This is a genomic window from Pleurocapsa minor HA4230-MV1, assembly GCA_019359095.1.
In the GTDB taxonomy this organism is placed as follows: Bacteria; Cyanobacteriota; Cyanobacteriia; order Cyanobacteriales; family Xenococcaceae; genus Waterburya; species Waterburya minor.
Map to the genome: position 1 here is coordinate 46,728 of JAHHHZ010000020.1, position 24,408 is coordinate 71,135.

Consider the following 24,408-nt stretch of genomic DNA (forward strand, 5'->3'; position numbering starts at 1 on the left):
TAAAATTAAGATAGTATTAAGATTATATTCAATTAAAATTGAGCTTTACAATTCATGTTTTGTCTTTAAACTGTTACTGTTACGAATAAATCTATGTCGCCACAAATTTTTGAACAATCTATTCGGATTAAAGCAAGTTCAGTGATCACGGAAGAATGTTTAACCGATTTAAAGTTAATGCATCGTTGGCTCAATCCCTTAGTGGAATGTAAACCCATCGGGGTTTGGAATACTCAGGTAGGTAGTCTGAGTCGTTTTACCATTAAAATTCCTTTACTGGAGCCAAGTTTGAGAAGTGTTGTGGCACAAAGAGAACCAGGTTTAATTGTCTGGGAGTTTGATGGTTTTTTTAAAGGGCGCGATCGCTGGGAATGTCAGCCAACCAAAGACGGTACTTTTCTTTTGAATCGGTTTGAATTTGAAATTCCTAATCCCATCGTGAACTGGGGTTTTAATAATTTTGCTGCGGGCTTAACTAAAAAAGACATGCAAGCTCAATTAAAACGTTTAAAAAGAGTGGCGGAAGAAGTTTATCGTCTTAGCGATCGCTGAGTTTGCTTCTTTGCTGAATAGTGATGCTATTATTATTCATAGTTAAAAATAGGTTTTACAATTTAATTGTAACATTAAATAACACTTTTTACTTACTACCTACTACCTACTACCCACTATCCTTCGAGCAAGTGCGTAACGTCAGTTACTCATGCAATCCCCAGATATAATTCAGATAACCTTGAGTTGTATCTAGACTTCATTTCTCTAAATGAAATTACCGCAGTTATCCTCCACTACCAAAATAGCCAACTACTTTTTGCTGCTGGCATTAATTACGGTAAGTATAGTTGGAGGAGTGGCATATTTTCGCGCTAGAGAAGCTTTAAAACAGGCTGCATTCGATCGCCTGAGTGTGGCAGCTACCCTGAAGGAAGGAGAAATTACTCGGTGGTTTGAAGATCAGCAGCGGGATTTTCTCCACACTACACAGATGCCAGATGTACAGGCTAATTTAGATATTTTGCTGAATTCTCGGAATGAAGAAGCGAAACAGCAAGCATATCAAATACTCAAGCAATATTTAAATCGGCTCAATCAGATTAAGCCTAGTCTTAAAGAAATATATGTTCTCGATCGCAGTAATAAGATTATTCTTTCCAGCAATCAACAGCGGGAAGGAGAATATGAAATCTTAGCTAATATTACCTATGTCGAAGAAGTTAAAGTTAGCGCTAACTTTGCACCGATATTTTATGTTTCTCCCATTACCAGAAAACTGACAATTACCCTGGCAAAACCCTTAGCCAATCGAGGGGGGATGATTTTGATCAATTTGGATCTTGAACGGATAGATCGCATTGTTAGGGAAAAGACAGGATTGGGAAAAAGCGGCGAAAGCTATTTAATCGGCTCTTTAATTAGTAAAAATGCCTTTATTGCTGGAAAATCCCAGTCTAACTCAGCTGCTTTTGATAATTTAGATAGTCCTGGTATTAATGCAGCCATGAGTGGAATGAGTGGTTATGGACTATACCGTAACTATGCAAACTCTGATGTATTGGGGGTATATCGTTGGCTCAATGAACAAGATATTGCTCTACTGGTAGAAATTAGCCAATCAGAAGCTTTTAATCCTGCTCGTCAATTAGCTAGTACAATTGTCTTAGTCGGTTTAATTTCAGTTGCTGGATTATTAATTGGCGTAAATTGGTTGGCATTACAACTCCGTTTTTCTCAACGACAACTAGAAAAATCTAGTCAGCAGTTACAGTTAAAAGCTCAAGAAGCTGAAGCTGCCAACCTTGCCAAAAGCTCATTTTTGGCTCATATGAGTCATGAATTAAGAACACCTCTCAACGCGATCTTGGGTTTTTCTCAGTTGATGTGGCGGGATGAATCGATAACTACCCAGCAGAAAGAATCATTAGAGATGATCAACCGTAGCGGAGAACATCTGCTTAATCTGATCAATGATGTGCTGGAAATGTCGAAGATTGAGGCGGGGAAGATTTCTCTTAATAATGAACCCTTCGATCTCCATTGGCTGCTACAAACCATTCAAGAAATGTTTCAGATTCGAGCCGAAACTAAAGGTTTATGGTTTAAATTTCAGTTAGCTGATAACCTACCGCGATATATTGTCGGAGATTCTCATAAACTACGTCAGTTATTAATTAACCTGTTGAGCAATGCCGTTAAGTTTACTCACACTGGAGGAGTAACCCTGCAAGCATCTACTTGCTCACCAAAGAGATTAGACTTCCCTGACGGATCGCCAAGTAAGCAAGTCCAACTTTGTTTTGAAGTTACTGATACAGGACAAGGTATCGCCAAAGAAGAATTAAACAAACTATTCGACCCTTTTGTGCAAACTGCTAGCGGAATTCAATCTCAAGCTGGGACAGGATTAGGATTAGCCATTAGTCGTCAGTTTGCTAAATTAATGGCGGGTACAATTCAAGTACAGAGTAGCTTGGGAGTAGGTTCGACTTTTACATTTAATATTCAAGTAAAATTAGCAGATTCAGCAACCAAAGAAAAAAAATTCATTCAGCGAGTAAAACAACTTGCACCAGGACAAGCAAACTATCGTATCGCCGTTGTTGACGATCGCGAAACCAATCGTCTAGTTTTAGTCAAACTACTAACATCAGTAGGTTTTCAACCTCGAACTGCTACCAATGGTCAAGAGGCGATCGCTCTTTGGCAATCATGGCAGCCTGACTTAATTTGGATGGATATGAGGATGCCTATCATTGATGGTTACGAAGCTACCAGACAAATCAAACAGCAGTCTAATATTAAACGAACAATAATTATTGCCATAACCGCCTCTGCTTTTGAAGAACAAAGAGCAAAAATTCTCGATGCAGGCTGTGATGACTTGGTTGCCAAACCATTTACCGAACAAATTATCTTTGATAAATTAACTCAGTATTTAGGCGTGAAATTTATTTATCAACTAGAGTCTAATCAACAAGATATTGCCTCAACCAATCATCTAAACCAATCACTTTCAGCCAAAGATTTAGCTAACCTCTCGCCAACTCTGGTTAATGACTTAAATCAAGCTGCGATCGCCATAGATGCGGAACAAATTATCCAGTTGATGGCTCAAATTCCTCCTACTCAGCAACATATTGCTCAAGGAATTTCAGAAATGCTAAATAACTATGACTTTGATGGAATTATCAATTTGACTCAATCATAAATTAATGTAAAACAATCGCATTACTTTTAAGACTGTCTCGACAAAAAGCGCGATCGCATTTTGATTGGCTCGTAATTAGCAGCGATCGCACAACAAAATGAAAGCTTAAAAAGCGATCGCCAAACTATTTAAAACAGAATATGAAATCCTTCTTGGGTAAAGTGCTTATCATGGGTGAGGACATCGGTAATTACCATTTGTCGCATGATAACCATTGAAATGCAGTCTGTCAGGCTATATCCTTTATCCGAACGCTGTCCGTATAAATCGAAGCCTAACTGTCGCAATTCTGGTGTATAGGCAATAATATTTATTGTGGGTTCTCGTAAGATTTGCCTACACATCAATAGGGCTTTTTGTCTCATTACACTACCTCTTGATGCGGCATAATTTAATACTTCATCGATAATGCCATCTGTGGTGATAAGTGGGTTGGTGGTGTTGTTATGGGCATAATGAAGTGCGATTTGATGCCAGTCATCTTTTGGGTTGAGCAGGGCGATCCAATAAAAGGTATCGGCAAAGACGAGCTTCATGGATTGTGTTTTGGTGTGCCGTAGATGTAGTGATCATGCTGTTCGGCACTGTCAGTCGGTAGGGTGTCTAAAACCTCTTGAGGGATATCGGCAATCAGTTCTTCTATAAATCCGCCAAAAGGTTTGGGCGATTCTTGCGAGCGGTGATGTTTAATTTTTGCCAATAGTAAAAAGTCAAAAACTTCTTCGATGACGCGATCGGGTGCTGTCTCAATTTCACGGATTAATTGTTCTTTGATGGTCATTTTAAAGTTCTTGTCATTTCTCTAAGTATATAAATAATAACCTTCACATCAGCAACGCCAAATAAATTGAGCCAAAAAATCTCTATATATTCCCGATTTACTTTTAAGGTTGAACTCAATATAAAAGATTGAGCGATGAGGCTATGTCTAGCCGACGCGATCGCCTTATGGCTTTTCACAACTCATTGATTAGTGTTTATAAATCATTTATGTTCGGGGAATTATTCTCATGATTCACCATATTTCGATTGACGCTCATAATCCGTTGCTGGTTGCTAACGTTCTTGCTGAAATTTTGGCAGGCAAGGTATATAAATTCCTGATTCCAGGTAGTTATCTGGCGATCCCCTTTGACCATTATGGTACTCACATTGTGGTCTTTAAAGAAGGTGATGTATGGTCTCCAGGCAATGATACCGAATCCGCTAAAGTACTGCCCACAGAACCTACCAATTTAGTATCCATGCATGTAGCAATTTCAGTTCCTACATCGTGCCAGCAGATTGAGCAGATTGGTCAAAGGGAAGGATGGCGCGTCCTAACTCGCAAACAGGGAGATAACGTCCCTTTTAGTGCGATCGAGTTTTGGGTCGAAAATCGGATTCTATTTGAATTTTTCCCAGCGGAATTTACTTCTCAATATTTACATACTATGCAAACAGATGCGATCGCCCAAATTTTCGGTCAACCAATTTAACTGAAAAGTCACATTAATATCAACAAGGAGTAATTACGATGGCAATCATTACGGAAACTCTTGGCGATGACAACAACCTGCTGAAGGACATAATCGAGTTTAGCTCAGATCAACCCAAGTTAATTCAAGAGGATCTATACTTTGGACGTAATATTGCTGGTGGTGGGGAAGTTTCCGAAGCCGAGTTTCAAGCCTTTATTGATACAGAAATTACGCCTCAATTTCCTGATGGACTAACAGTTTATGAAACTAATGGGCAGTTTTTAGATAGCAATGGAAACTTGATTCAAGAACCCAGTCAAGTTATTTCGCTAATTTTTGAAAATACGCTGGAAAACCAAGGCAAAATCGATCGCATTACAGAGTCTTACCAGCAGCAATTTAAGCAAGAATCTGTTTTAGAAGTGGTCAATGAAGATCAGCTGATTGGCTTTGATGAATCAACAGATTTAATTGATAATGACCCTATTCCAGAGTTGATCCAAGAAGATTTATACTTTGGGCGTAATATTGCTGGTGGTGGGGAAGTTTCCGAAGCTGAGTTTCAAGCTTTTATCGATGCAGAAATTACGCCACGCTTTCCTGATGGGTTGACGGTATACGACGCTGACGGACAGTTTTTAGATAGTACGGGAAATTTAACTCAACCTAGTCAAGTAGTTTCGCTAATTTTTGAAGACACACCAGAAAATGAGCAAAGTATCGATCGGCTCATTGCTGCATATAAGCAACAGTTTCAGCAAGAATCTGTCTTGGAAGTGGTTAATGAAGAGGTCAACATTGGCTTTGATGAATCGGCAGATTTAATTGATAATGACCCTATTCCAGAGTCGATCCAGTCAGATTTATACTTTGGGCGCAATATTACTGGTGGTGGAGAAGTTTCCGAAGCTGAGTTTCAAGCCTTTATTGATGCAGAAATTACGCCACGCTTTCCCGATGGGTTAACGGTATATGAAGCAGATGGACAGTTTCTCGATAGTACGGGGACATTAATTAAAGAGCCGAGTAAAGTTGTTTCCCTAATCTTTGAGGATACAGCAGAAAACGAAGCAGCAATTGAGCAAATCATTGTCGCGTATAAACAACAATTTCAGCAAGAGTCTATTTTACAAATAGTTGATGAAGAAATTCAGGTTGCCTTTGACTCTGACAATATTTTTATGGATGATGGAGAGCCTACTTTTTGCGGTTTTGAAGACTCCAAAAAACTTATAGATGACTTACTACCAGGTGGTGCAGGTTATGACATCTTGCTAGGGGAAGTCGGCGACGATACGTTAATTGGCGCACAAGGACAAGACTTATACAGCGACACCATCACCGAGTTTATAACTACCGAACAAATTTTGTTTCCAGTGACGAGCTTTGAGAGTATGCCAGGGGAGGCTTCAGCTCTTTCTTTAGACCAATTCACCCTAGGTATGACCGCTTTTGACGCTGGCGATTCTTCATCTTCATTAATTGATTGTGTTTTTAAGTAACAGGTTTTTTGAGAAATTAAATTGTTAAGCAAAAGTAATGCTGTTGTTACCCATTACCCATTACTCATTACCCATTACTAATTTTCCCTATATATTCTCGATTAAATTTTAACTTGAATGCATACCAGAGATTTATCGAGTTGGAGGCGCTTTCAAGTGACTGCTACCATCTTTTCAATTACTAATTTTATTACTGATGTTCAGCCTTTTAATACTTTACCCCCACAGGTTTTAAAACAGCTAGTCGAAAAACTAAAACCGCTCCGTTATCGTCTGGGAGAAGCTATTTTACTTAAAGATAGAATTCCCTCTCATGTAATTATTGTCTGTCGCGGACAGGTGCGTTTATTAGGTTACGATCCTCGCAGTAAAAGAGAAATAACTTTAGCTAAATTAGAATCAAAATCGCTAGTTGGGGCTATTAGTATAGTCAGACAAGTATATAGTGAATCAGCGATCGCTTCTACTGATGTTGATTGTTTTGCGCTTCCTTCTGAATTATTTCAATCTTTATTAGAAAAGCACGATCGCTTTGCTACTTATTATCAACAAAACACTAGTTTAATCGAAGTATTTGATGTTTTAGGGGCAGAATTTAATCGTCAGGCAGATAGTGCCACCGACTTAAAACAATTAGCCATGACGACATTACCTGAAGCAGTAGTGCGTTATTTTCCCCCCAATAAACCAACCGATTTAGATCCTAATTTGCAATGGTACATTAGCGGTGGTCAATTACCCCAAGAAATTGCAGCCTATAGTAATTTTTATCCTAGTCAAATCAACTCGACTCTCTTAACCAACTCTATTCGTCTACTCGGTATACCTCAAGCTACTTTTTCTGGCTCAAATCAAAGTCCAAGCAATCTATCTTCAATCCAGTTTCAGCTTGCTTCAAAGCAAATAACCCCTCCTAATTTCTTACCACCGATCAAAGACAGCAAAGATTGCCAGTATCCCTTGGTTGCGGGAAAAGGTGTGGTCAAAGAAACATTGGCTTGTTTTCAAATGCTCTGCGATCGCTTTGAGGTAAAGTATCGTCAGGAAGTAATCCAGCGAATAGTAGTTAATCAGCAAAAAACGGGTGCGATTAATCTGAATTTTTGTGCAGCAGTGGCGGATTTATTGGGTTTACAAGTACAGCAGGTCACTATCCCCGTAGCCAAGCTTGCCAGTATTCCTACTCCTGCTTTAATCGCCTATGAAAATAGCTTTGCCGTAGTTTACGACACTTCAGTCAAAGAAGTAGTTCTCGGTATTCCCTCTTTAGGGATCAAACGTCGTCGCCTCGATACCTTTGCCGATCTTTGGGGACAGTCGGGAGCAGTATTATTACTCCAGCCGAAAGCGGATACCCCAAAACAAAAGTTTGGTCTGACTTGGTTTTTTCCCGCAATTATTCGTTACCGTCGGGTACTGCTAGAAGTACTGCTGGCTTCTTTCTTCGTCCAGCTATTTGGCTTGGTTAATCCCTTAATGACGCAGGTAATTATCGATCAGGTAATTGGGGGGAATAGCATCGACACTCTGCAAGTTTTTGGCACCTTAATGGTCATTTTAACCTTATTTGAAGCCTTACTCGGAGGTCTTCGCACCTATCTTTTTTCTGATACGACTAATCGGATCGATATGGGTTTGGCTTCCCAGGTAATAGATCGCTTAGTACGTTTACCGATGAGCTATTTTGGTAAGCGCACCACAGGAGAATTAGCCACGCGGGTTCAAGAATTGGAGAATATTCGTTCTTTTCTCACAGGTACGGCATTAACAGTCTTACTAGATGTGGTTTTTTCCGTAATTTACATAGCGGTGATGCTGTTTTACAGTCCTATGCTGACTTTTGCCGCTTTATCCGTTGTTCCTTTGCTAATTATTCTCACTGTCTTTTTTTCCCCTATCCTGCGTCATCTACTACGTCAAAAGGCGATTCGTCATGCTGATACCCAGTCTTATTTAGTCGAAGTAATCAATGGGATGGAAACAGTTAAATCCCAAAATATCGAATTGCGATCGCGCATGGCATGGCAAGAACACTATGGTCACTTTATTTCTGCTGGTTTTAAAGCCATTAAAATCTCGGCAGTAGCAGGTTCATTAAATACTTTCCTCAATAAACTTTCAACTCTCTTAGTTCTGTGGGTAGGCGCATATTTAGTATTAGAAAGCAAACTAACTTTGGGAGAATTAATCGCTTTCCGCATCATTGCTGGTTATGTCACTAATCCCCTTCTCCGCCTTTCGCAACTGTGGCAACAATTTTTAGAAACAGCCTTATCCATCGAACGTCTCGGTGATATTCTTGACCACACCGAAGAATCACCCCCAGAACAACAGCACAATTTGCCCATGCCGCCGATTACTGGTGCGGTAACCTACGAAGACATTTCCTTCAGCTTTACAGGCAACGATCGATTACAGCTAAAACAAGTCAATGTAGAAATTGCAGCAGGTTCGTTTGTCGGTATTGTGGGACAAAGTGGTTCGGGGAAAAGCACCATGATGAAACTATTACCCCGCTTCTATCAACCCCAGTCAGGCAGAATCTTCATTGACGGTTACGATATCGCCAAAGTCGAACTTTATTCCCTACGTCGTCAGTTAGGGGTTGTACCTCAAAACCCCCTACTCTTTAACGGCACAATCCACGAAAATATTGCCTTAAATAGCCCTGATGCCGATGTCGAAGCAATCATTGAAGCTGCTAAAATCGCTGCTGCTCATGACTTTATCATGAATCTCTCCGAAGGCTACAACACCCCCGTTGGTGAAAGAGGTGCAGCATTATCAGGAGGACAAAGACAAAGAATTGCGATCGCTCGTGCTGTCTTACAAAACCCTCGTCTGCTGATCCTCGATGAAGCTACCAGTGCCTTAGATTACGAAACCGAACAACAATTGTGTCGCAACCTGGCTCAAAAATTTGCTGGACGTACTGTCTTTTTTATTACCCACCGCCTCAGCACGATTCGCGATGCCGATTTAATTTTGATGATGGCAAACGGCGTAATTGAAGAACAAGGAACTCATGCGGAATTAATGGCATTACAAGGACGTTATTCCTGTCTTTATCAATAAGAAGTAATGGGTAATGGGTAATGGGTAATGGGTAATGCAACAGTAACCAGTAATCAATAGAACATTGTAGGGTGGGCGACGCGAAGCTAGTCCTAAAGGATAAGCTTCGCAAATGCTTTAGTGCATCAAAAATAATCAAAATCAAAAGCGATCGCTCTTGATAATGCCCACCAGTTAATCAGTAATCAGTAATTAGTAATTAGTAATCAATTATGAATAACCAAGAACTAACCATTAACGAACAATTCATCAATCCTCAAGTCTTTTTCAAACAACCTGCTACTTGGTCACGGGCAATTGTTTGGACATTAATCAGCCTGACTACTTGTGGTATTGCTTGGGCTAGTGTGGCAAAAATCGAAAAAGTAATTCCTGCTGCGGGGAAACTCGAACCAAAAGGGGCAGTCAAAGAGATTCAAGCATCTGTTAATGGCGTAGTTTCCCAAGTTTATGTCGAAGATGGCGAAAAAGTTAACCAAGGCGATTTGCTCTTAGAATTCGATCGCACGGCTTTAAAAGCTCAAATTAAATCTACTAAGCAAGTAAAACAGTCTTTAGTTAAAGAAAATAACTTTTATCGGCAGCAAATAAAGGACAATCTGCCAGTTAACTTTGCCAATCTTGATTTTGCTCCAGAAATAGCTCTGTTACTCAAAAACAAACATGTAATCATGGCTGAAACTCAGCTATATCAAGCCTTAGCCACTGATGATTTATCTGCCAATTTAAATCTCGAACAACAAGCTAGATGGCAAGCAGCCCAAAGCGATCGCAACTCGCGTATTCAAGCAGCAGAACAAGAAATCAAACAACTAGAATGGCAACTTCAACAAACTGTAAATAAACGGTCAAACGCCCTAAAATCACTGATTACTGCCCAAAATCAACTAGCAATAGCTAAAAATAACCTGACTACAGAACAAGCGATCGCTTCTAATATGTCTCCTTTAGTAGCCCAAGGCGTTGTCTCTAATTTGCAATATCTTCGGCAACAGCATGAAACTGGGGATAGTCAAATAGCAATGCAAGTTCAACAGCAGGAAATTACAACTAAGCTAGGAGAAATTGAGTCCCTCAAACAAGAACAGGGAAGATTGCAAAGTGCGATCGCTCAAGCACAAGCAAATCTAACTAATATAATTGCTGCGTTTAACTTAGACTTACAAAATAAAATTGCGGCTAATCAACAGCGTATTGCTGAAATTGATAGTCAGCTTGGCAAACAGATTATGGCAAACGACAAACAAATTGCTGAATTAAATAGCCAAATTACTTCTGATGAACAAAATCTTAAGTATCATCAACTTAAATCCCCCGTCGCGGGAACTATCTTTGAACTAAAAGCCCATGACGGTTTTGTCGTCCAACCCAGCAAACCCCTGCTAGAAATTGTCCCTAATGATTCTTTAATCGCTCAAGTTTATATCCCCAGCAAAGATATAGGTTTCGTAAAGTCAGGTATGGATGTAGATGTACGCATTGATTCCTTTGACTTCACTGAATTTGGCGATATTTCAGGTAAATTAATCTGGGTAGGGGCAGATGCCCTCGAACCAGACGAACAGCATCCCTTCCCCCGCTATCCTGCCAAAATCAAGCTAGCCACACAAACCATTATGGCTAATGGTAAATCTATGCCTTTAGAATCTGGTATGGCAATCAACGTCAATATAAAAGAACGTAAGCGTCGTATTATTTCCGTCTTTTCTGGCTTTGTCACCAAGAAATTAGACAGCCTTCAAAACGCCAAGTAACTTAACTGATTAGATACAATTCTTTGGCACAACAATGCAGCACTACTATTTCTTATAAGACTTTATTCAAAATCAGAACTAATGTTTCGTAGGGCGATCGCTCAGTACAGAGTAAGATAATACAATTAAAAAGGAAACTTCCCGACTGGACATCTAGAAGCTTCCCCAAATAAAAACTTATTCATAGTATACCAATGACAAGTAGTAACGGAAACAATAGCGTTTGCGAAGCTAGCCGAAGGCATCGCTTAGACCGAATTGAGGCAATTATTGAGTCTAATTCCCGTGCGGTTCAAGCCATGATGGAACAACAGGCTACAGATCGACTCAAGCGAGAAGAGGAAAAAATTGAGCATGAACAACGCATGGCGCGTCTAGAAGATTTAATGGCTGCTCTTGCTAATATCGAACAGGGTCAACACGGCGATTGGGTATGCGGAGGAAACCTCCGCACCCCTCGCCGTCAAAATAGAATGCTAGCCAACATAGATGAAGCCCAGCCCACTATGCTTAGAAGATTAATGGCGATCGAAAACAAGGTTGATACTTTAATCGAACGTAATCAATAGTATTTACAAAAACTGTTAATTGATTTGTTGTGGGTATTCAATGCGATCGCTTCTAAGATCAATAACTTTCGATCTTTGAGTCAAATCAAAGAAAGAATAAACACTGTCAAATTAATTAAGATAAAAGAAAAAAATAAATCTATCTTAGGATAGATAATTGCTTTTGCTGATTTTTAATAAATTTAATATATTGTCTTAACTAGTTTCAATGACAGAGTCACTACCTCAAAAGCCTGCTACACCCATTCCTGCGAATGAAACCGAGCGATTGGCAGCGCTGTATCGTTACAAAATTCTCGACACGTCCCCCGAAGCTGCGTTCGATCGCATTACTAGACTGGCATCTCAAATATTCAATATGCCGATCGCGCTTATTTCTTTGGTAGATGAATCAAGAGCTTGGTTTAAATCCTGTATTGGTTTTGCAGCGAGTGAAGTTTCTCGTAATGCTACGCTATGCAGCTTTGCCGTGTTAACCGATGAACCGCTCATCGTTCCCGATGCCCGACTCGACGAGCGCTTTGCCTGTAATCCTTTTGTAAAAACCGATCCAGGGATACGGTTTTATGCTGGTGCGCCTCTTTTAAGTCATGATGGTTTTAATCTCGGAACGCTTTGTCTGCTCGATAGTAAACCTCACGACCCTTTAAGCGCAGAGCAGCAAGCAACTTTGGTCGATCTAGCAGCAATGGTAGTGGATGAACTGGAACTGAGATTGGCGGCCACAAAAATTGCCCAAGTAGACGCAGCACTAATAGAAATTACTCAAGGTGTGGCAACCGTTACGGGCGGAGAATTTCTCGATGCATTAGTACGGCACTTCGCCAAAGTTTTAGATGTCGATTATGTTTACATTGGTTTAGTCGAAGGTGAAGATCCCAAAATGATGAGAACGATCGCCACCTGCGCCCACGGTCAAATTGTCGAAAATCTAGAATATTTATTGCAAGATACACCGTGTTGGCAAGCGATCGAACAGCGCAAAATTTGCTGTTATCCGCGTAACGTGCAAACTCGATTTCCCACTGCACCCCTATTAAAGCCACTCTGTGTTGAAAGCTATGTTGCTATTCCCTTTTTCGACTCTAGCGGTACTGTACTTGGATTGTTAGGAATTATGGATGGCGATCCTTTGGAGAATGTGCAGTTGACAGAGTCTTTGCTGACGATCTTTGCTTCGCGTATTGCTACCGAACTAGAACGAGAAACTTTACTAAGGCGCAAACGCCACTACCTCAAACAATTGCAAGGATTAGCCACTGCTGCCGTGGCAATCAATTCTGCTCGTCGGGTTGAAGAACTTTTACAGGCGATTACTTACCAAGCTGCTGAGATCGTTGGCGCTCACCAGTCCATTACCAGCATGACAACCGACCATAACTCGGTCAGAGAAATCTCCCGCAGGGATTGCGTAGCAATCAACTCAGTTTATTTATCAGATAAATACGAGCAATGGCGAAATGGTGAACAATCGAGCCGAGCGAGCATCAATGCCTACGTCTGTCATCTAAATCGCCCGCTCCGAATGACCCAAGCCGAACTAAAAGCCCATTCTTGTTGGCAGGAATTTAGCACTGAAGCAGATAAACACCCACCAATGAGAGGTTTGTTAGCAGCGCCCCTATTTAAACGAGATGGGCAGAACATCGGCTTGATTCGGCTTTCGGACAAATACGAGGGCGAGTTTACAGAAACGGATGAATCGATTATAGTGCAGCTCGCTTCTTTGGCATCGATCGCCATTGAAAACACGAGGTTATATGAAGCACAACAGCAAGCCCGATCGACCGCAGAAACCGCACGAGAAGCAGCCCAATCTGCCAACCGCATCAAAGATGAGTTTTTAGCAGTGTTGTCCCACGAGTTGCGATCGCCCCTCAATCCTATTCTGGGCTGGTCAAAGCTGCTGCAACAAGGAAAATTAGACCCTACCCAAACGCAGGCTGCACTTGCAACGATTGAGCGCAACGCTCAACTACAGACACAACTGATTGACGATCTACTCGACATTTCTCGAATTCTGCGCGGCAAATTGAGCTTAAATCAGACCCCTGTTGACTTGAAGAAGGTGATTTCCTCTGCTTTAGAAACCGTTTGTTTAGCCGCTGAAGCCAAGTCATTACAAATTGAGACCGTGTTACCCTCAGATGTTGGCACAGTGATGGGTGATGCTGGACGCTTACAGCAAATCGTGGGGAATTTGTTATCCAATGCCGTCAAGTTCACGAATCAAGGTGGACAAATTAGGGTTGCCTTAACCCAAATAGGAACTCATGCCCAGATTCAAGTTATGGATACTGGCAAAGGCATCAATCCTGACTTTCTGCCTTACGTGTTTGAGCATTTTCGGCAAGAAGATGGAGCCACCACTCGCAAATTTGGTGGGTTGGGTTTGGGACTGGCGATCGCGCGTCAAATTGTGGAGATGCACGGCGGACAGATTGGCGTAGACAGTTCGGGCGAAGGGCAAGGGGCAACCTTTACCGTGAAACTTCCGCTGGCGCAGACTTTAAGTCAACTGCCATCTACAGAATCATCTGATACTTCAACCAATGATTTGAATGGCATTCGTATCTTAGTGGTGGATGATGAGCCAGACTCAAGAGATTTTACTGCCTTGGTTCTAGAACTTTCAGGCGCGAGCGTCACCAGCGTTGCATCTGGAATTGAGGCACTTACAATGATTAAGCAGTCCATTCCCGATTTGATTATTAGTGATATTGGGATGCCAGAGATGGATGGTTATATGCTACTCCAACAGGTTCGGACAATAGAGCAAGTCAGGCAGGTAAGTGCGATCGCCCTAACTGCTTATGCTGGAGAGTTTAATCGGCAGCAGGCTCTCCAGGCTGGTTTTCAAAAGCATCTAAGCAAGCCTATCGAACCCAATAAGTTGATTCAAGCGATTTCTGACTTAGTTGGGGGGGAGCAGCCATAACCCAAAAAAGTTCATGATTCATAATTTTTACTCCTTGGCAACATCCCCAAAGACCCCTATTCTGTCACTTTCCGAGAATTAAACCGCGAAGCGGTTAGCTATTAGCTCTTAGCTATTAGCTTCTTGGCGCATTCGCTCTTTGTACGGCGCGTTTTGAGTCAGAGTACTCTTACTCAAAAGCCGCCTTTGGAAACCAACAAGTCCTAAAGGATTAGCGCCTGGAGGCGCGTCACCGCGATGCACCGCTTTTAGCTTATTAATTAGTAGATCTAGACTATTAATTAATTTAAACTCTTCATCTTTTCGAGATAGAAGAGGGGATTTAAACCCGTTTAGCTAATAGCTTTTGTTAAACTAGAATAGAAAGAGTTAAAAGTCTCAGAAGCAGAAAGGCCCACGAGAGTTGGGGAAATGTTGGGTTTAGTTGGATTGAATCATTTGTTTTGTTTTTATTGTTGCCAATTATGGCGATCGCGATTGTTAGTTTCTGGAATTTTAATGGCTTTGCTCTAACTATTCAAAAACTTCTCTACACAGCGAACAAACATTTCTACTCCCATCCCCAAAACAGTTTCATCGAAATCGAAGCGGGGGTGATGATGGGGATAAGCTAATTTTTTCTCGGGATTAGCCGAACCTAAAAAGAAATAGCATCCTGGTACTTCATTCAAAAAGAAGGACATATCTTCTCCCCCCATAGTTTGGCACTCTGGCACTACTCCTACAGGAGTTTCGACTACTTCCATGGCTACAGAACGAACTAGTTCAGCGATCGCTTGGTCATTAACTGTTGGGGGATACAATTGCCAGTGAGCGAGTTCATATTCTGCGCCATGCATCTGACATACGCCAGCAATAATGGCTTTTAGTCTCTCTCTGATTAAGCTTTCTAGTTCAGGATTAAAATAGCGAATTGTACCACTGAGCTTCGCCGTATCCGCAATCACATTTAAAGCTGTTCCCGCCTGAAATTCTCCTACCGTTACCACCGCAGCATCCAAAGGTTTAACGTTACGGGACACGATCGTTTGCAGTGCATTCACAATTTGACTGGCAACGACAATCGAGTCTACGGTTTGATCTGGCATCGCTCCATGACCACCTTTTCCCAAAATAGAAGCCCGAAAACATTCTACCGCAGCCATTAATGCCCCAGGACGAACTCCTACTGTTCCCAAAGGTAAGTTATTCCAAAGATGTAGGCCAATAATCGCATCAACGTCTGGGTTGCGTAATACTCCCGCCTCAATCATCGGTTTCGCCCCGCCTGGCCCTTCTTCAGCAGGCTGGAAGATGATTTTTACCGTTCCCTGCCAGCGATCGCGGTATTGTTGAAGATAATAGGCTGTCCCTAAAGCGATCGCTGTATGTCCATCATGACCGCAAGCGTGCATCTTACCTTTATGTTGCGACTTGTAAGATACCTCGTTGGCTTCTTGAATTGGCAAAGCATCCATATCCGCACGAATAGCTAAGACCTTGCCTGGGCGATCGCTTTCAATCACGGCAACAACACCTGTTTTGGCAATTCCCCCTTGGTATGGAATATTCCATTCCTGAAGCTTTTGCTGAATAAACTCGGAGGTCATCTGTTCCTCAAAAGCTATTTCTGGCTTCTGATGTAACTTGCGTCGCCACTCGACTAGGCTAGACTGTAACTTGCTTATTTCAGGACGAATTTGACTAAAATCAATTGATTTGGCTGATTTAACCGTAAAAACCATATCTTCTAAAGTTGCCGATTAAAAACTAGTTTTTTAGTTTTTATCTGAGTTCTTATTGACTAAATAATACTAATTATAGAAAAAATGCTGGCTTAAAAAAATTAAAATCTAGTATTGAGGATGCTTATCAAAATCAAAAGCAATTTCTATGGCGTTGCGTCCCTTGATATTTGCTTCTTCTGCGGTCAAAAAAATGTTATCAAAGTTAAAAGCAATTCCTGAAGAGTCAATAATGCTGAAACGATATAGTTGATCGGACGAGCGATAAACGATTAATGTATAGCCGTCGATACCGATTATATTTTGAATTTTCATGGGGGACTCCTTGAAGGGGATAAATTGTTAAAGTTGTTATCGATCAAACGCTGACTGCCTGACACAAGTACCTTAAATCTTTACTATGTATAGATTTTGTTTTTCATGCACAAAGGCTATTTTGTTATTATGCGATTGCTTAAAAGCATTGATGGATTGTACTTTTAAAATCCAATTTTTACGAAAATGCTATGGTTGACATAAATGTGCCAGGTAGCCAGGATTGCGATAGCTTAATTCATAATTCAATTAATATTTCAGTTCTGTCAACAATCAAAAGGTAGATATTTCATTTAAATTTTATTAGCTAAAACTCAAATTTTACTGTACCTTATAATTTATATTAAGCTCTTTATTCAGGCTAAAATCAACCGTATTATTACTTATTTATATTTACTTAAGCTTTTAATTAGGTATTTTTTCTGATCGCACCTTAAATTGTTAAAAATAGCTGGAGCGATCGCCTGTTTTAAGCTGAAAAATCAAGCCAAAGTTTTTCAAGAGATTTTGCCTGGATTATTGAACCAATCAATAAGTATAGCGGTGATAGTGCATCGTTAAACAAAATAGAAATAAAAATAGCGATAAAAATAGTTTTGGGGGGTAATAAGCTGTTCTAGCAACGATTTCACAGTTTATTTATTTTTATTTATTTTGGTCATTTTTGTACATTAGACAAAAGCCCTAAAGTATTTGCGAAGCTTATCCTTTAGTGAATCCTTTAGGGCAAATGCGACACGAAGTTAGTCCTTTAGGGCTTTAGCATAAACGATCGCTCTGTCTTTAGGAAGCACTTCACTTTTTCATACCTCAGATTGTTGGATTTTATCAAGTGCGAAAAACCTCAAAAAAACGCCTTTTTATTAATAAGTAAAACTACTTACTTGCATCACTAAAATTCTCCCGTCTTTGAAGAGTGAGGTTTAAAGCTATATGCCCTTGTCTATCACGTACGACGCGATCCTAAACGATATACATGCGGATATACCCTTTAGGGTTCTTTACTACTTGGTTTTCATCGACTCATTGGTGTCATGAATTAATTTTCTTTCTATTCGCCTGATGGCTAAATTCTGTTTCTACTACTCTTTAATCTAGAAAAGTGACAAAAGAGGGCTAACTATGAACTAAAACATTGCCTTGATATATTCCCGACGCATAGAGGAAATTGCATCTAAAGGAACACCTTTAGGACATACTGCTGTGCATTCACCATGATTAGAACAGTCGCCAAAACCTTCTGTTGCCATTTGGGCAGTCATGTTTAATACTCGCTGTTTCCGTTCGGGATCTCCTTGAGGGAGCAAAGCAAGGTGAGCTACTTTAGCTGCGGTGAATAGAGATGCAGAAGCATTGGGACAGGCTGCAACACAAGCACCACAACCGATACAGGCTGCATAGTCAAAAGCGCGATCGCTATTTTCTTTCGGCACAGGTAAGGAATTAGCATCGGGTGCAGCACCAGTATTAACCGAGATATAACCCCCCGCAGCAACAATGCGATCGAATGCCGAACGATCTACTACTAGATCTTTGATAACGGGAAAAGCCTTAGCCCGCCAGGGTTCAACGGTCAATGTATCTCCGTCTTGAAAGCTTCTTAAGTGTAGCTGACATACTGCTGTTTGTTTTTGTGATCCATGAGCTACCCCGTTAATCATCATGCCACAAGAGCCACAGATACCTTCACCACAATCAGTATCAAAAGCAATAGGTTCTTGATGATCTTTAATTAGCTGTTCGTTTAAAACATCCAGCAGTTCGATAAACGACATACTGGGGTGAGCATCAGCTACGGTATATTCTTCTAATTTACCTGCGCTCTCTGGGTTTGCTTGTCGCCAAATTTTAAGGTTAATTTGCATAAGATTAATTAAATCAGTTATGGATCTTGATCGAGTAAATTAAATTTGACAAAAAAAGCATTTAGTTTTCTAATGCAGCTTATGAAAGCATTATCATTTTTCAGAAAGGTTTCTGCAAGAGAGAATCAATGAATCAGAAATTTCTATTGTACGAGATTTCCCTCGAAGCACCTGAAGAGTCCGAAGCAATGGGGACAAAGGAAAAGTTCTGGTTTCATCATGAAGAATTAGGTTGGTGTCTTTATAAAAAAGCTAGACCTCTTACAGGTGAAAGCTGGTCAGAAAAAATTGCAGCCGAATTGTGTAGGTTGCTTAAGTTGCCTCATGCTCAATACGAACTAGCCTTATACAAGAAACAACATGGAGTAATATCCCCGTCTTTTTTGCCACTAAACGGTAGTTTGACTACAGGAAATGAAATCCTAGCGCAAATCTTTTTGGATTATCCACAAAATATTAATGATTTGTCACAGCATACTCTTGTAAATGTTTTCCAAGTTATGAATGAATCAGCGGTTGATTTGCCCTTAAATTGGCAAGCACCATTATCCATAAAAACTGCAATAGATACTTTCGTAGGATATTTGCTGTTGGATTCTTGGATTGGGAACAGCGATAGACATCATGAGAACTGGGGATTTATTAATCTTAATGGCAAAAGTTATTTGGCACCTACTTACGATCATGCTTCTAGTCTAGGAAGAAATGAAGCTGACGAAAAACGTCGAAGAAGACTGGAAACTAAAGATCGGGGCTTTTCTGTATCAGCCTATGCGAATAAATGTAAGTCTTGTTTATATGCTCAATCTGGTAATCGTCAACCATTAAAAACTTTCGATGTCTTTTGTGATGCAGCGAAACTTTATCCAAAAGCCGCAAATATTTGGCTAAATAACCTTAAACAAATTACAGCACAAGATACGTTAGTATTATTTGACCTTCTTCCAGATTTATATATCTCCCCAACTGCAATCGACTTTGCTCAAAAGATATTAGAAATTAACAAAAACAAATTAATTGATTTTCAGCAAGAACTTTAATGAGAAAACTTTTTCTAGCATGGCAAAATCCAGAAACTCGTCGTTGGTTTCCTATCGGACAGTTAACTTTTGATGGAGAAAACTACTATTTTGTCTATACTCATGGAGTAGAACAAGCTCAAGCTGAATCTAATTTCAGATTATTGCATTCTTACCCAGAGCTAGACCGCATTTACACTTCACCAGAAATTTTTCCTCTATTTTCCAACCGTCTGATGCGGACTTCTCGTCCAGACTTTGTGAATTATATTGAATCATTGAATTTTCCCCAAGGTGAAACTCATCCTATAACAATTTTGGCTCGTAGTGAGGGAAGAAAAGCTACTGACACATTTGAAGTTTTTCCTGATCCAGAAAGAAAAGAAGACGGAACATATGAAATTCATTTTTTTGTACGTGGATTACGGTATATGCCTGAAGCGTCTATCGAGCGAGTGAACCAGTTACAGCTGAAAGAAGTTTTATATTTAATGCAAGATATTCAAAACACATTTGATTCTAATGCTTTGTTATTACGTACCAAAAAATTTCATAACTTGGGATATTGTCCAAGGTATTTGACAGCAGACATTTCTCAGCTTTTGAAGCACAATCCTAGATCTATTTTGGTGGAAGTTGAAAAAGTAAATCTAGCACCTAATCCGATGCAATTTAGAGTTTTATGTAAGATGCAAATAAAAGTTGAAGATGATTTTAATTTTCTTGCTGGTGAAGAATATCAGCCAATTGTAAGTCCATCATTATCCCTAGTCTCAGAGTAAAAAACGATCGCTAATTCAGAATGTCACCCCCCATTAGGCGACGATAACGAATTTCTAATTCCTGTTTGAGAGACGGAGAATTGACTAATAGCTGATCCGCAGCAATAATTTTCTCGGCGGCTTCTCTGGCTAAATTAAGTACCTCCTGATCTTCAACCAGGCTTGCTAGGGCAAAATCAGGTAGTCCCGATTGGCGAGTACCTAACACCGCACCAGGGCCTCGAAAGCGCATATCTGCCTCGGAAATAAAGAAACCGTCTTGAGACTCTTCTAGTACCGCTAAACGCTGTCTGGCTTCAATATTCTTGGTGCTGCTCATTAAGAAACAATAGGATTTACTATTTCCCCTGCCAACTCGTCCCCGTAACTGATGCAGTTGTGATAGACCAAAACGTTCAGCATGTTCAATGACCATTACCGTGGCATTGGGGACATCTACTCCCACCTCAATGACTGTCGTGGAAACAATAATCTGACATTTGTTATCGCGAAAAGAAGTCAAGGCAATATCTTTATCGGCTGAACTCATACGACCATGTAACAGCGCAATACTAAACTCAGGAAAGATAACTTCTGATAAACGTTGGTGTTCTTCCGTGGCTGCTTTAAGGTCTAACTTTTCTGATTCTTCTACCAGAGGGAAAATAATATAAGCCTGTCTACCCTGAGCAATTTCACGACGAATGAGATCGTAGATTTTTTTGCGATCCTTGCCCTGTTTCATCATGGTATCAATCTTCTGTCTACCAGGAGGTAATTCATCAATCTGACTAACGTCCAGATCTCCGTGGAGGGTTAAAGCCAAAGTTCGGGGAATCGGTGTCGCCGTCATAGTCAAAACATGGGGAGATTTGCCCTTATTTAAAAGACGCGCTCTTTGCTGCACTCCGAAACGATGTTGTTCATCAATTACCGCCAAGCCAAGCTGATTAAATTTAACAGGATCTTGGATTAAGGCGTGAGTACCCACCAATAAAGGCAATTCGCCATTTTGCAGTTGGGAATGAATCTCGCGACGTTTAGCGGTTTTAGTCGAACCTGTAAGCAACTCTACTGGCAGATGTAAAAGATTAAACCAAGCTACTAATTTACGATAATGCTGTTCCGCCAGGACTTCTGTTGGTGCCATTAATGCAGCCTGATAACCTGATTGAATTGCCGCCAAGATCGCATATACTGCCACAATAGTTTTGCCTGAACCGACATCTCCCTGCACTAAACGATTCATCGGCGTATCAGAATTGGCTAAATCCTCGAATATTTCTTGAACAACTCGCTGTTGAGCATTAGTAAGAACAAAAGGTAAGATGCGATTAAACTGCTCAATTAATTCCCCTTGAGGAACAAAGCTGGCACCCGATTGATTTTGCTTGAGTTGCTGACGACGCTGGAGAAAGCCAAGCTGGAGATAGAAAAATTCATCAAATACTAGTCTCCGTCGAGCATGGGCAAGTTCTTCGCTATTTTCAGGATAATGGAGCCAGGCGATCGCATTTTTTAATTTAATTAAGCCATAGAGATTTCGCAATTCACTCGGCAAAGGATCGGGTAATTGAGCAGCAGCAGGTAATGCAGCAATCACCGATTTTCTCACAGTATCGGCGGGAACTCCTTCGGTTAAGGGATAGACAGGCAGCAGCCGACCAATTTTAATTGATTCAATACTCGCCCCTGCGCCGTCTAAAACTTCAATTTCGGGCTTATCTAAGGTAATGCCGTATTTGTTCTGTTTAACTAATCCTGATGCTGCCACAATCGAACCGACAGGATACTGATTTTTATATCTTTCTTGAGAACCCCGATTACTAAATCTCGCCCCCGTTAAAAAGCGATTCAGCTTTAATCTACCCGTAGCATCACTCAAGATTAACTCGAAGATCGTCAGTTGCTTATTTCTGGGACTGCTAAAACACTTACAGCTTCTCACTGTGCCAATTACCGTTACCGTCTCTCCAGCTTCCAGATGCGTAATCTGCACCTGTCGGGCATAGTCTAGATGATCGCGGGGATAGTAAAACAGGAGATCCCGCACAGTATATAATCCCAAACGCTCTAGATAGTTACTCCTACGCCCAATATCAATTACCTGACTTAAAGGCTGATCTAAACTAATTTCCTGTGCGGCGGCTTTTGGGTATGAATCTTCACACCCAAAACGCGCCGCCTTAAAATAAGTCTTTGCTTTAGGGCTACTTAAAGCTGCGGTGCGGGGAGTTTTCGGCGGGGGTGGAGTATTAGGAGTTTCGGCGATCGCTTTTTGCTGTTGCAGAAAATTACGGGTACTAATCACCAACTGCTTTCTTTGAGTCGAACTTAATTCACTATAACTAGCAAACTTCTGAGCAATATCATGCCACTGAAGCTTATCCCCCGTAGCAATATGTCTCGGTGGCTTACCCAAACTCAAGCAGAGAAACTCACTAAAGCGAAATTGATTGCCCACCAAATCTGCATATCCTCTTTCCGCCTCTACAGATAATGCCTTTTGCAACCTCACCCAATCTAGCTCACTCATGCCCAATCTTTAGCTATTAGTAATTGATATTTTAAATACTATTGGTAGGCTTGCACAGACAAAATTGTCGAATCCTGGCAGACGCTATCTTTTTGTTATGCTGTTGGCGATCGCTTTTACTTAAATGCTTTCACATACAGGTTAATCGATTCTTGCCAGACTCCTCGATCTGCAATTAGCCGTTCAACAGCTTTTTTATATTCAGCTTGTAACAATTTCCTTTCCGCTTCTGACAAATTTAGTAAAGGATTGCCTCTAGGATAAAATTCTTTTTCTATCTGTGTAAAGCCATAATTATCGTTTATTCTTTCTCTACGAAAAAGATGTTGTTCAATTTCAATATTTTGAAAACCAGAATTTTGTAAAAGTTTAGTACATTTTTCTGGAGTCCACAGATGTCTGATAATATGAGGCAAATCGATTCCGAACAAATCCTTACAGACTATAATTCTTACTTCTGATAAATGAGAACCTTTATCGGAGGAAGTAAAAGCCAAACACCCTCCAGGTTTTAGCCATCGATAGCACTTATTAAGCAGCGCGGGAATATCGCTAATAAATACTAGTGCCGAGCAACAGAAAATAAGATCGAATTTCTCATTATTAAAATCAATTAACTCTACATCTGCTTCAATTAATTCTAGATTTTTTAGATCTTCAGCTTTAATTTTAGCTTTTGCTTGAGCTAACATTTTTGTTGACATATCAACACCAATTACTGACCCTTTTGGTGCGACTACTTTTGCCACAGGGATTGCTACTAAACCAGTACCAGTAGCCAGATCGAGGATTGTTTGACCTGGTTGTACTTGAACAAAGTCTAATAATCTTTTAGCGTTTTCAGGATGACCTTTTCCTTCATAATCATAAGTGGTTCTACTATTAAAAAAATCAATTACTTGTTGCTTATATTTAGTCATTTTGACAAATCACTTTTTTTACAAACCTCCAGCAACATCAATAAACGAACCAGTCGTGTAGGCTGCTTGATCCGACAATAACCACAAAACTGCTTGGGCTACTTCGATCACCTGTCCTCCTCGCTTCATAGGAATCAATTCCTTGAGTCGCTCAACGCGATCTGGTTCTCCGCCACTGGCATGAATATCAGTGTAAATTAGACCTGGACGAACAGCATTTACCCGAATTCCCTCCTGAGCAACTTCCTTCGCCAGTCCAATGGTCATGGTATCGATCGCTCCTTTAGAAGCAGCATAATCTATGTAGTTGTTGGGAGAGCCAGTCCGAGCAGCTCCTGATGAGATATTTACAATTGCGCCTCCAGCACCTCCATGCAAGGTAGACATTCGCTTGATACCCTCTCTGGCACATAAAAAGCTGCCGATGATATTCGTCTCAAAAACTCGTTTTAAGCGCTTGGCAGTCATAAATTCCAGTTTCATTTGTGGCTCTAGAATTCCTGCGTTGTTAACCAAAGCTGTTACTCTACCTAATTGCTCGTCCGTCTGGTTAAATAGATTGATTACATCATTCTCAGAGGCCACATCTGCCGCAATGGCGATCGCTCTACCACCGAGTTGTTCAATAGAATTGACAATTTTATTAGCCGCTTCTTGATTATGCAAATAAGTGAGGCAGACAGCATAACCTTTTTTGGCAGCAAGACTGGCTGTAGCAGCACCAATACCACGACTACCCCCTGTAATGATGATGACTTTGTTCAT

General features: G+C 40.6%; 18 protein-coding genes. 10 read left to right on the forward strand and 8 right to left on the reverse strand.

What is annotated here, in order from left to right; all coding sequences use genetic code 11:
* Positions 1–93 precede the first annotated feature (93 nt).
* Positions 94–552, forward strand: a complete 459-nt coding sequence (locus KME09_10940; protein MBW4534439.1) for an SRPBCC family protein — start codon at positions 94–96, stop codon at positions 550–552.
* Between the two features lie 211 nt (positions 553–763).
* Positions 764–3,205, forward strand: a complete 2,442-nt coding sequence (locus KME09_10945) for a response regulator (GenBank protein MBW4534440.1) — start codon at positions 764–766, stop codon at positions 3,203–3,205.
* Between the two features lie 128 nt (positions 3,206–3,333).
* Here the strand turns inward: KME09_10945 and KME09_10950 are convergent, their stop codons facing one another.
* Positions 3,334–3,741: a nucleic acid-binding protein gene (locus tag KME09_10950; protein MBW4534441.1), complete on the reverse strand. Its 408-nt coding sequence runs from the start codon at positions 3,739–3,741 to the stop codon at positions 3,334–3,336.
* Positions 3,738–3,986 (reverse strand): hypothetical protein, encoded by a 249-nt coding sequence (locus KME09_10955; protein MBW4534442.1) that lies wholly within the window; start codon positions 3,984–3,986, stop codon positions 3,738–3,740. Before KME09_10955 ends, KME09_10950 begins: the two co-directional genes overlap by 4 nt.
* 229 nt (positions 3,987–4,215) lie before the next feature.
* Between KME09_10955 and KME09_10960 the strand changes: the two genes are divergently transcribed.
* The 6 genes from KME09_10960 to KME09_10985 all read left to right on the forward strand — a co-directional run bounded on the left by KME09_10960 (position 4,216) and on the right by KME09_10985 (position 14,503).
* Positions 4,216–4,683, forward strand: a complete 468-nt coding sequence (locus KME09_10960; protein MBW4534443.1) for a hypothetical protein — start codon at positions 4,216–4,218, stop codon at positions 4,681–4,683.
* A gap of 38 nt (positions 4,684–4,721) precedes the next feature.
* Positions 4,722–6,167: a DUF3574 domain-containing protein gene (locus KME09_10965; protein MBW4534444.1), complete on the forward strand. Its 1,446-nt coding sequence runs from the start codon at positions 4,722–4,724 to the stop codon at positions 6,165–6,167.
* A gap of 117 nt (positions 6,168–6,284) precedes the next feature.
* Positions 6,285–9,242: a peptidase domain-containing ABC transporter gene (locus tag KME09_10970; GenBank protein MBW4534445.1), complete on the forward strand. Its 2,958-nt coding sequence runs from the start codon at positions 6,285–6,287 to the stop codon at positions 9,240–9,242.
* A 212-nt stretch (positions 9,243–9,454) separates the two neighbouring features.
* Positions 9,455–10,996 (forward strand): HlyD family secretion protein, encoded by a 1,542-nt coding sequence (locus KME09_10975; protein ID MBW4534446.1) that lies wholly within the window; start codon positions 9,455–9,457, stop codon positions 10,994–10,996.
* A 194-nt stretch (positions 10,997–11,190) separates the two neighbouring features.
* Entirely contained in the window at positions 11,191–11,565 is a 375-nt protein-coding gene (locus tag KME09_10980; protein ID MBW4534447.1) for a hypothetical protein, read from the forward strand.
* A gap of 208 nt (positions 11,566–11,773) precedes the next feature.
* Positions 11,774–14,503, forward strand: a complete 2,730-nt coding sequence (locus KME09_10985; protein MBW4534448.1) for a GAF domain-containing protein — start codon at positions 11,774–11,776, stop codon at positions 14,501–14,503.
* Positions 14,504–15,012: 509 nt separating this feature from the next.
* Here KME09_10985 and KME09_10990 read toward each other — a convergent pair.
* The 3 genes from KME09_10990 to KME09_11000 form a co-directional block, all read right to left on the reverse strand.
* Positions 15,013–16,227, reverse strand: a complete 1,215-nt coding sequence (locus KME09_10990) for an amidohydrolase (protein MBW4534449.1) — start codon at positions 16,225–16,227, stop codon at positions 15,013–15,015.
* 108 nt (positions 16,228–16,335) lie between these two features.
* Positions 16,336–16,542, reverse strand: a complete 207-nt coding sequence (locus tag KME09_10995; protein ID MBW4534450.1) for a hypothetical protein — start codon at positions 16,540–16,542, stop codon at positions 16,336–16,338.
* A gap of 1,127 nt (positions 16,543–17,669) precedes the next feature.
* Positions 17,670–18,407, reverse strand: coding sequence for a succinate dehydrogenase/fumarate reductase iron-sulfur subunit (locus tag KME09_11000; protein ID MBW4534451.1), 738 nt, complete (start codon positions 18,405–18,407; stop codon positions 17,670–17,672).
* Positions 18,408–18,535: 128 nt separating this feature from the next.
* On the opposite strand from KME09_11000, the gene KME09_11005 reads away from it, so the two are divergent.
* Both KME09_11005 and KME09_11010 read left to right on the forward strand, forming a co-directional pair.
* A complete protein-coding gene (locus KME09_11005; protein MBW4534452.1) occupies positions 18,536–19,447 on the forward strand; it encodes a HipA-like protein in 912 nt (303 codons plus the stop codon).
* Positions 19,447–20,208, forward strand: coding sequence for an HIRAN domain-containing protein (locus KME09_11010; protein ID MBW4534453.1), 762 nt, complete (start codon positions 19,447–19,449; stop codon positions 20,206–20,208). The genes KME09_11005 and KME09_11010 overlap by 1 nt, the downstream gene beginning before the upstream one ends.
* A 10-nt stretch (positions 20,209–20,218) precedes the next feature.
* On the opposite strand, the gene recG is transcribed toward KME09_11010, so the two are convergent.
* The 3 genes from recG to KME09_11025 form a co-directional block, all read right to left on the reverse strand.
* The gene (gene recG / locus KME09_11015) at positions 20,219–22,723 is read right to left on the reverse strand and encodes an ATP-dependent DNA helicase RecG (protein ID MBW4534454.1); all 2,505 of its coding nucleotides are present in this window, start codon (positions 22,721–22,723) and stop codon (positions 20,219–20,221) included.
* 116 nt (positions 22,724–22,839) lie between these two features.
* On the reverse strand, positions 22,840–23,643 hold the full coding sequence (locus KME09_11020; protein MBW4534455.1) for a methyltransferase domain-containing protein: 804 nt from the start codon (positions 23,641–23,643) through the stop codon (positions 22,840–22,842).
* Between the two features lie 18 nt (positions 23,644–23,661).
* Positions 23,662–24,408, reverse strand: coding sequence for an SDR family oxidoreductase (locus tag KME09_11025; GenBank protein ID MBW4534456.1), 747 nt, complete (start codon positions 24,406–24,408; stop codon positions 23,662–23,664).

Bases quoted from the DNA above. Each gene is read 5' to 3' on its own strand.
- KME09_11010 (MBW4534453.1), top strand. From the start codon at position 19,447: ATGAGAAAACTTTTTCTAGCATGGCAAAATCCAGAAACTCGTCGTTGG.
- KME09_11025 (MBW4534456.1), bottom strand. From the start codon at position 24,408: ATGAACAAAGTCATCATCATTACAGGGGGTAGTCGTGGTATTGGTGCT.
- recG (MBW4534454.1), bottom strand. From the start codon at position 22,723: ATGAGTGAGCTAGATTGGGTGAGGTTGCAAAAGGCATTATCTGTAGAG.
- KME09_10985 (MBW4534448.1), top strand. From the start codon at position 11,774: ATGACAGAGTCACTACCTCAAAAGCCTGCTACACCCATTCCTGCGAAT.
- KME09_10955 (MBW4534442.1), bottom strand. From the start codon at position 3,986: ATGACCATCAAAGAACAATTAATCCGTGAAATTGAGACAGCACCCGAT.
- KME09_10995 (MBW4534450.1), bottom strand. From the start codon at position 16,542: ATGAAAATTCAAAATATAATCGGTATCGACGGCTATACATTAATCGTT.
- KME09_10970 (MBW4534445.1), top strand. From the start codon at position 6,285: ATGCATACCAGAGATTTATCGAGTTGGAGGCGCTTTCAAGTGACTGCT.
- KME09_10965 (MBW4534444.1), top strand. From the start codon at position 4,722: ATGGCAATCATTACGGAAACTCTTGGCGATGACAACAACCTGCTGAAG.
- KME09_10990 (MBW4534449.1), bottom strand. From the start codon at position 16,227: ATGGTTTTTACGGTTAAATCAGCCAAATCAATTGATTTTAGTCAAATT.
- KME09_10960 (MBW4534443.1), top strand. From the start codon at position 4,216: ATGATTCACCATATTTCGATTGACGCTCATAATCCGTTGCTGGTTGCT.
- KME09_11020 (MBW4534455.1), bottom strand. From the start codon at position 23,643: ATGACTAAATATAAGCAACAAGTAATTGATTTTTTTAATAGTAGAACC.
- KME09_10945 (MBW4534440.1), top strand. From the start codon at position 764: ATGAAATTACCGCAGTTATCCTCCACTACCAAAATAGCCAACTACTTT.
- KME09_11005 (MBW4534452.1), top strand. From the start codon at position 18,536: ATGAATCAGAAATTTCTATTGTACGAGATTTCCCTCGAAGCACCTGAA.
- KME09_10975 (MBW4534446.1), top strand. From the start codon at position 9,455: ATGAATAACCAAGAACTAACCATTAACGAACAATTCATCAATCCTCAA.
- KME09_10980 (MBW4534447.1), top strand. From the start codon at position 11,191: ATGACAAGTAGTAACGGAAACAATAGCGTTTGCGAAGCTAGCCGAAGG.
- KME09_11000 (MBW4534451.1), bottom strand. From the start codon at position 18,407: ATGCAAATTAACCTTAAAATTTGGCGACAAGCAAACCCAGAGAGCGCA.
- KME09_10950 (MBW4534441.1), bottom strand. From the start codon at position 3,741: ATGAAGCTCGTCTTTGCCGATACCTTTTATTGGATCGCCCTGCTCAAC.
- KME09_10940 (MBW4534439.1), top strand. From the start codon at position 94: ATGTCGCCACAAATTTTTGAACAATCTATTCGGATTAAAGCAAGTTCA.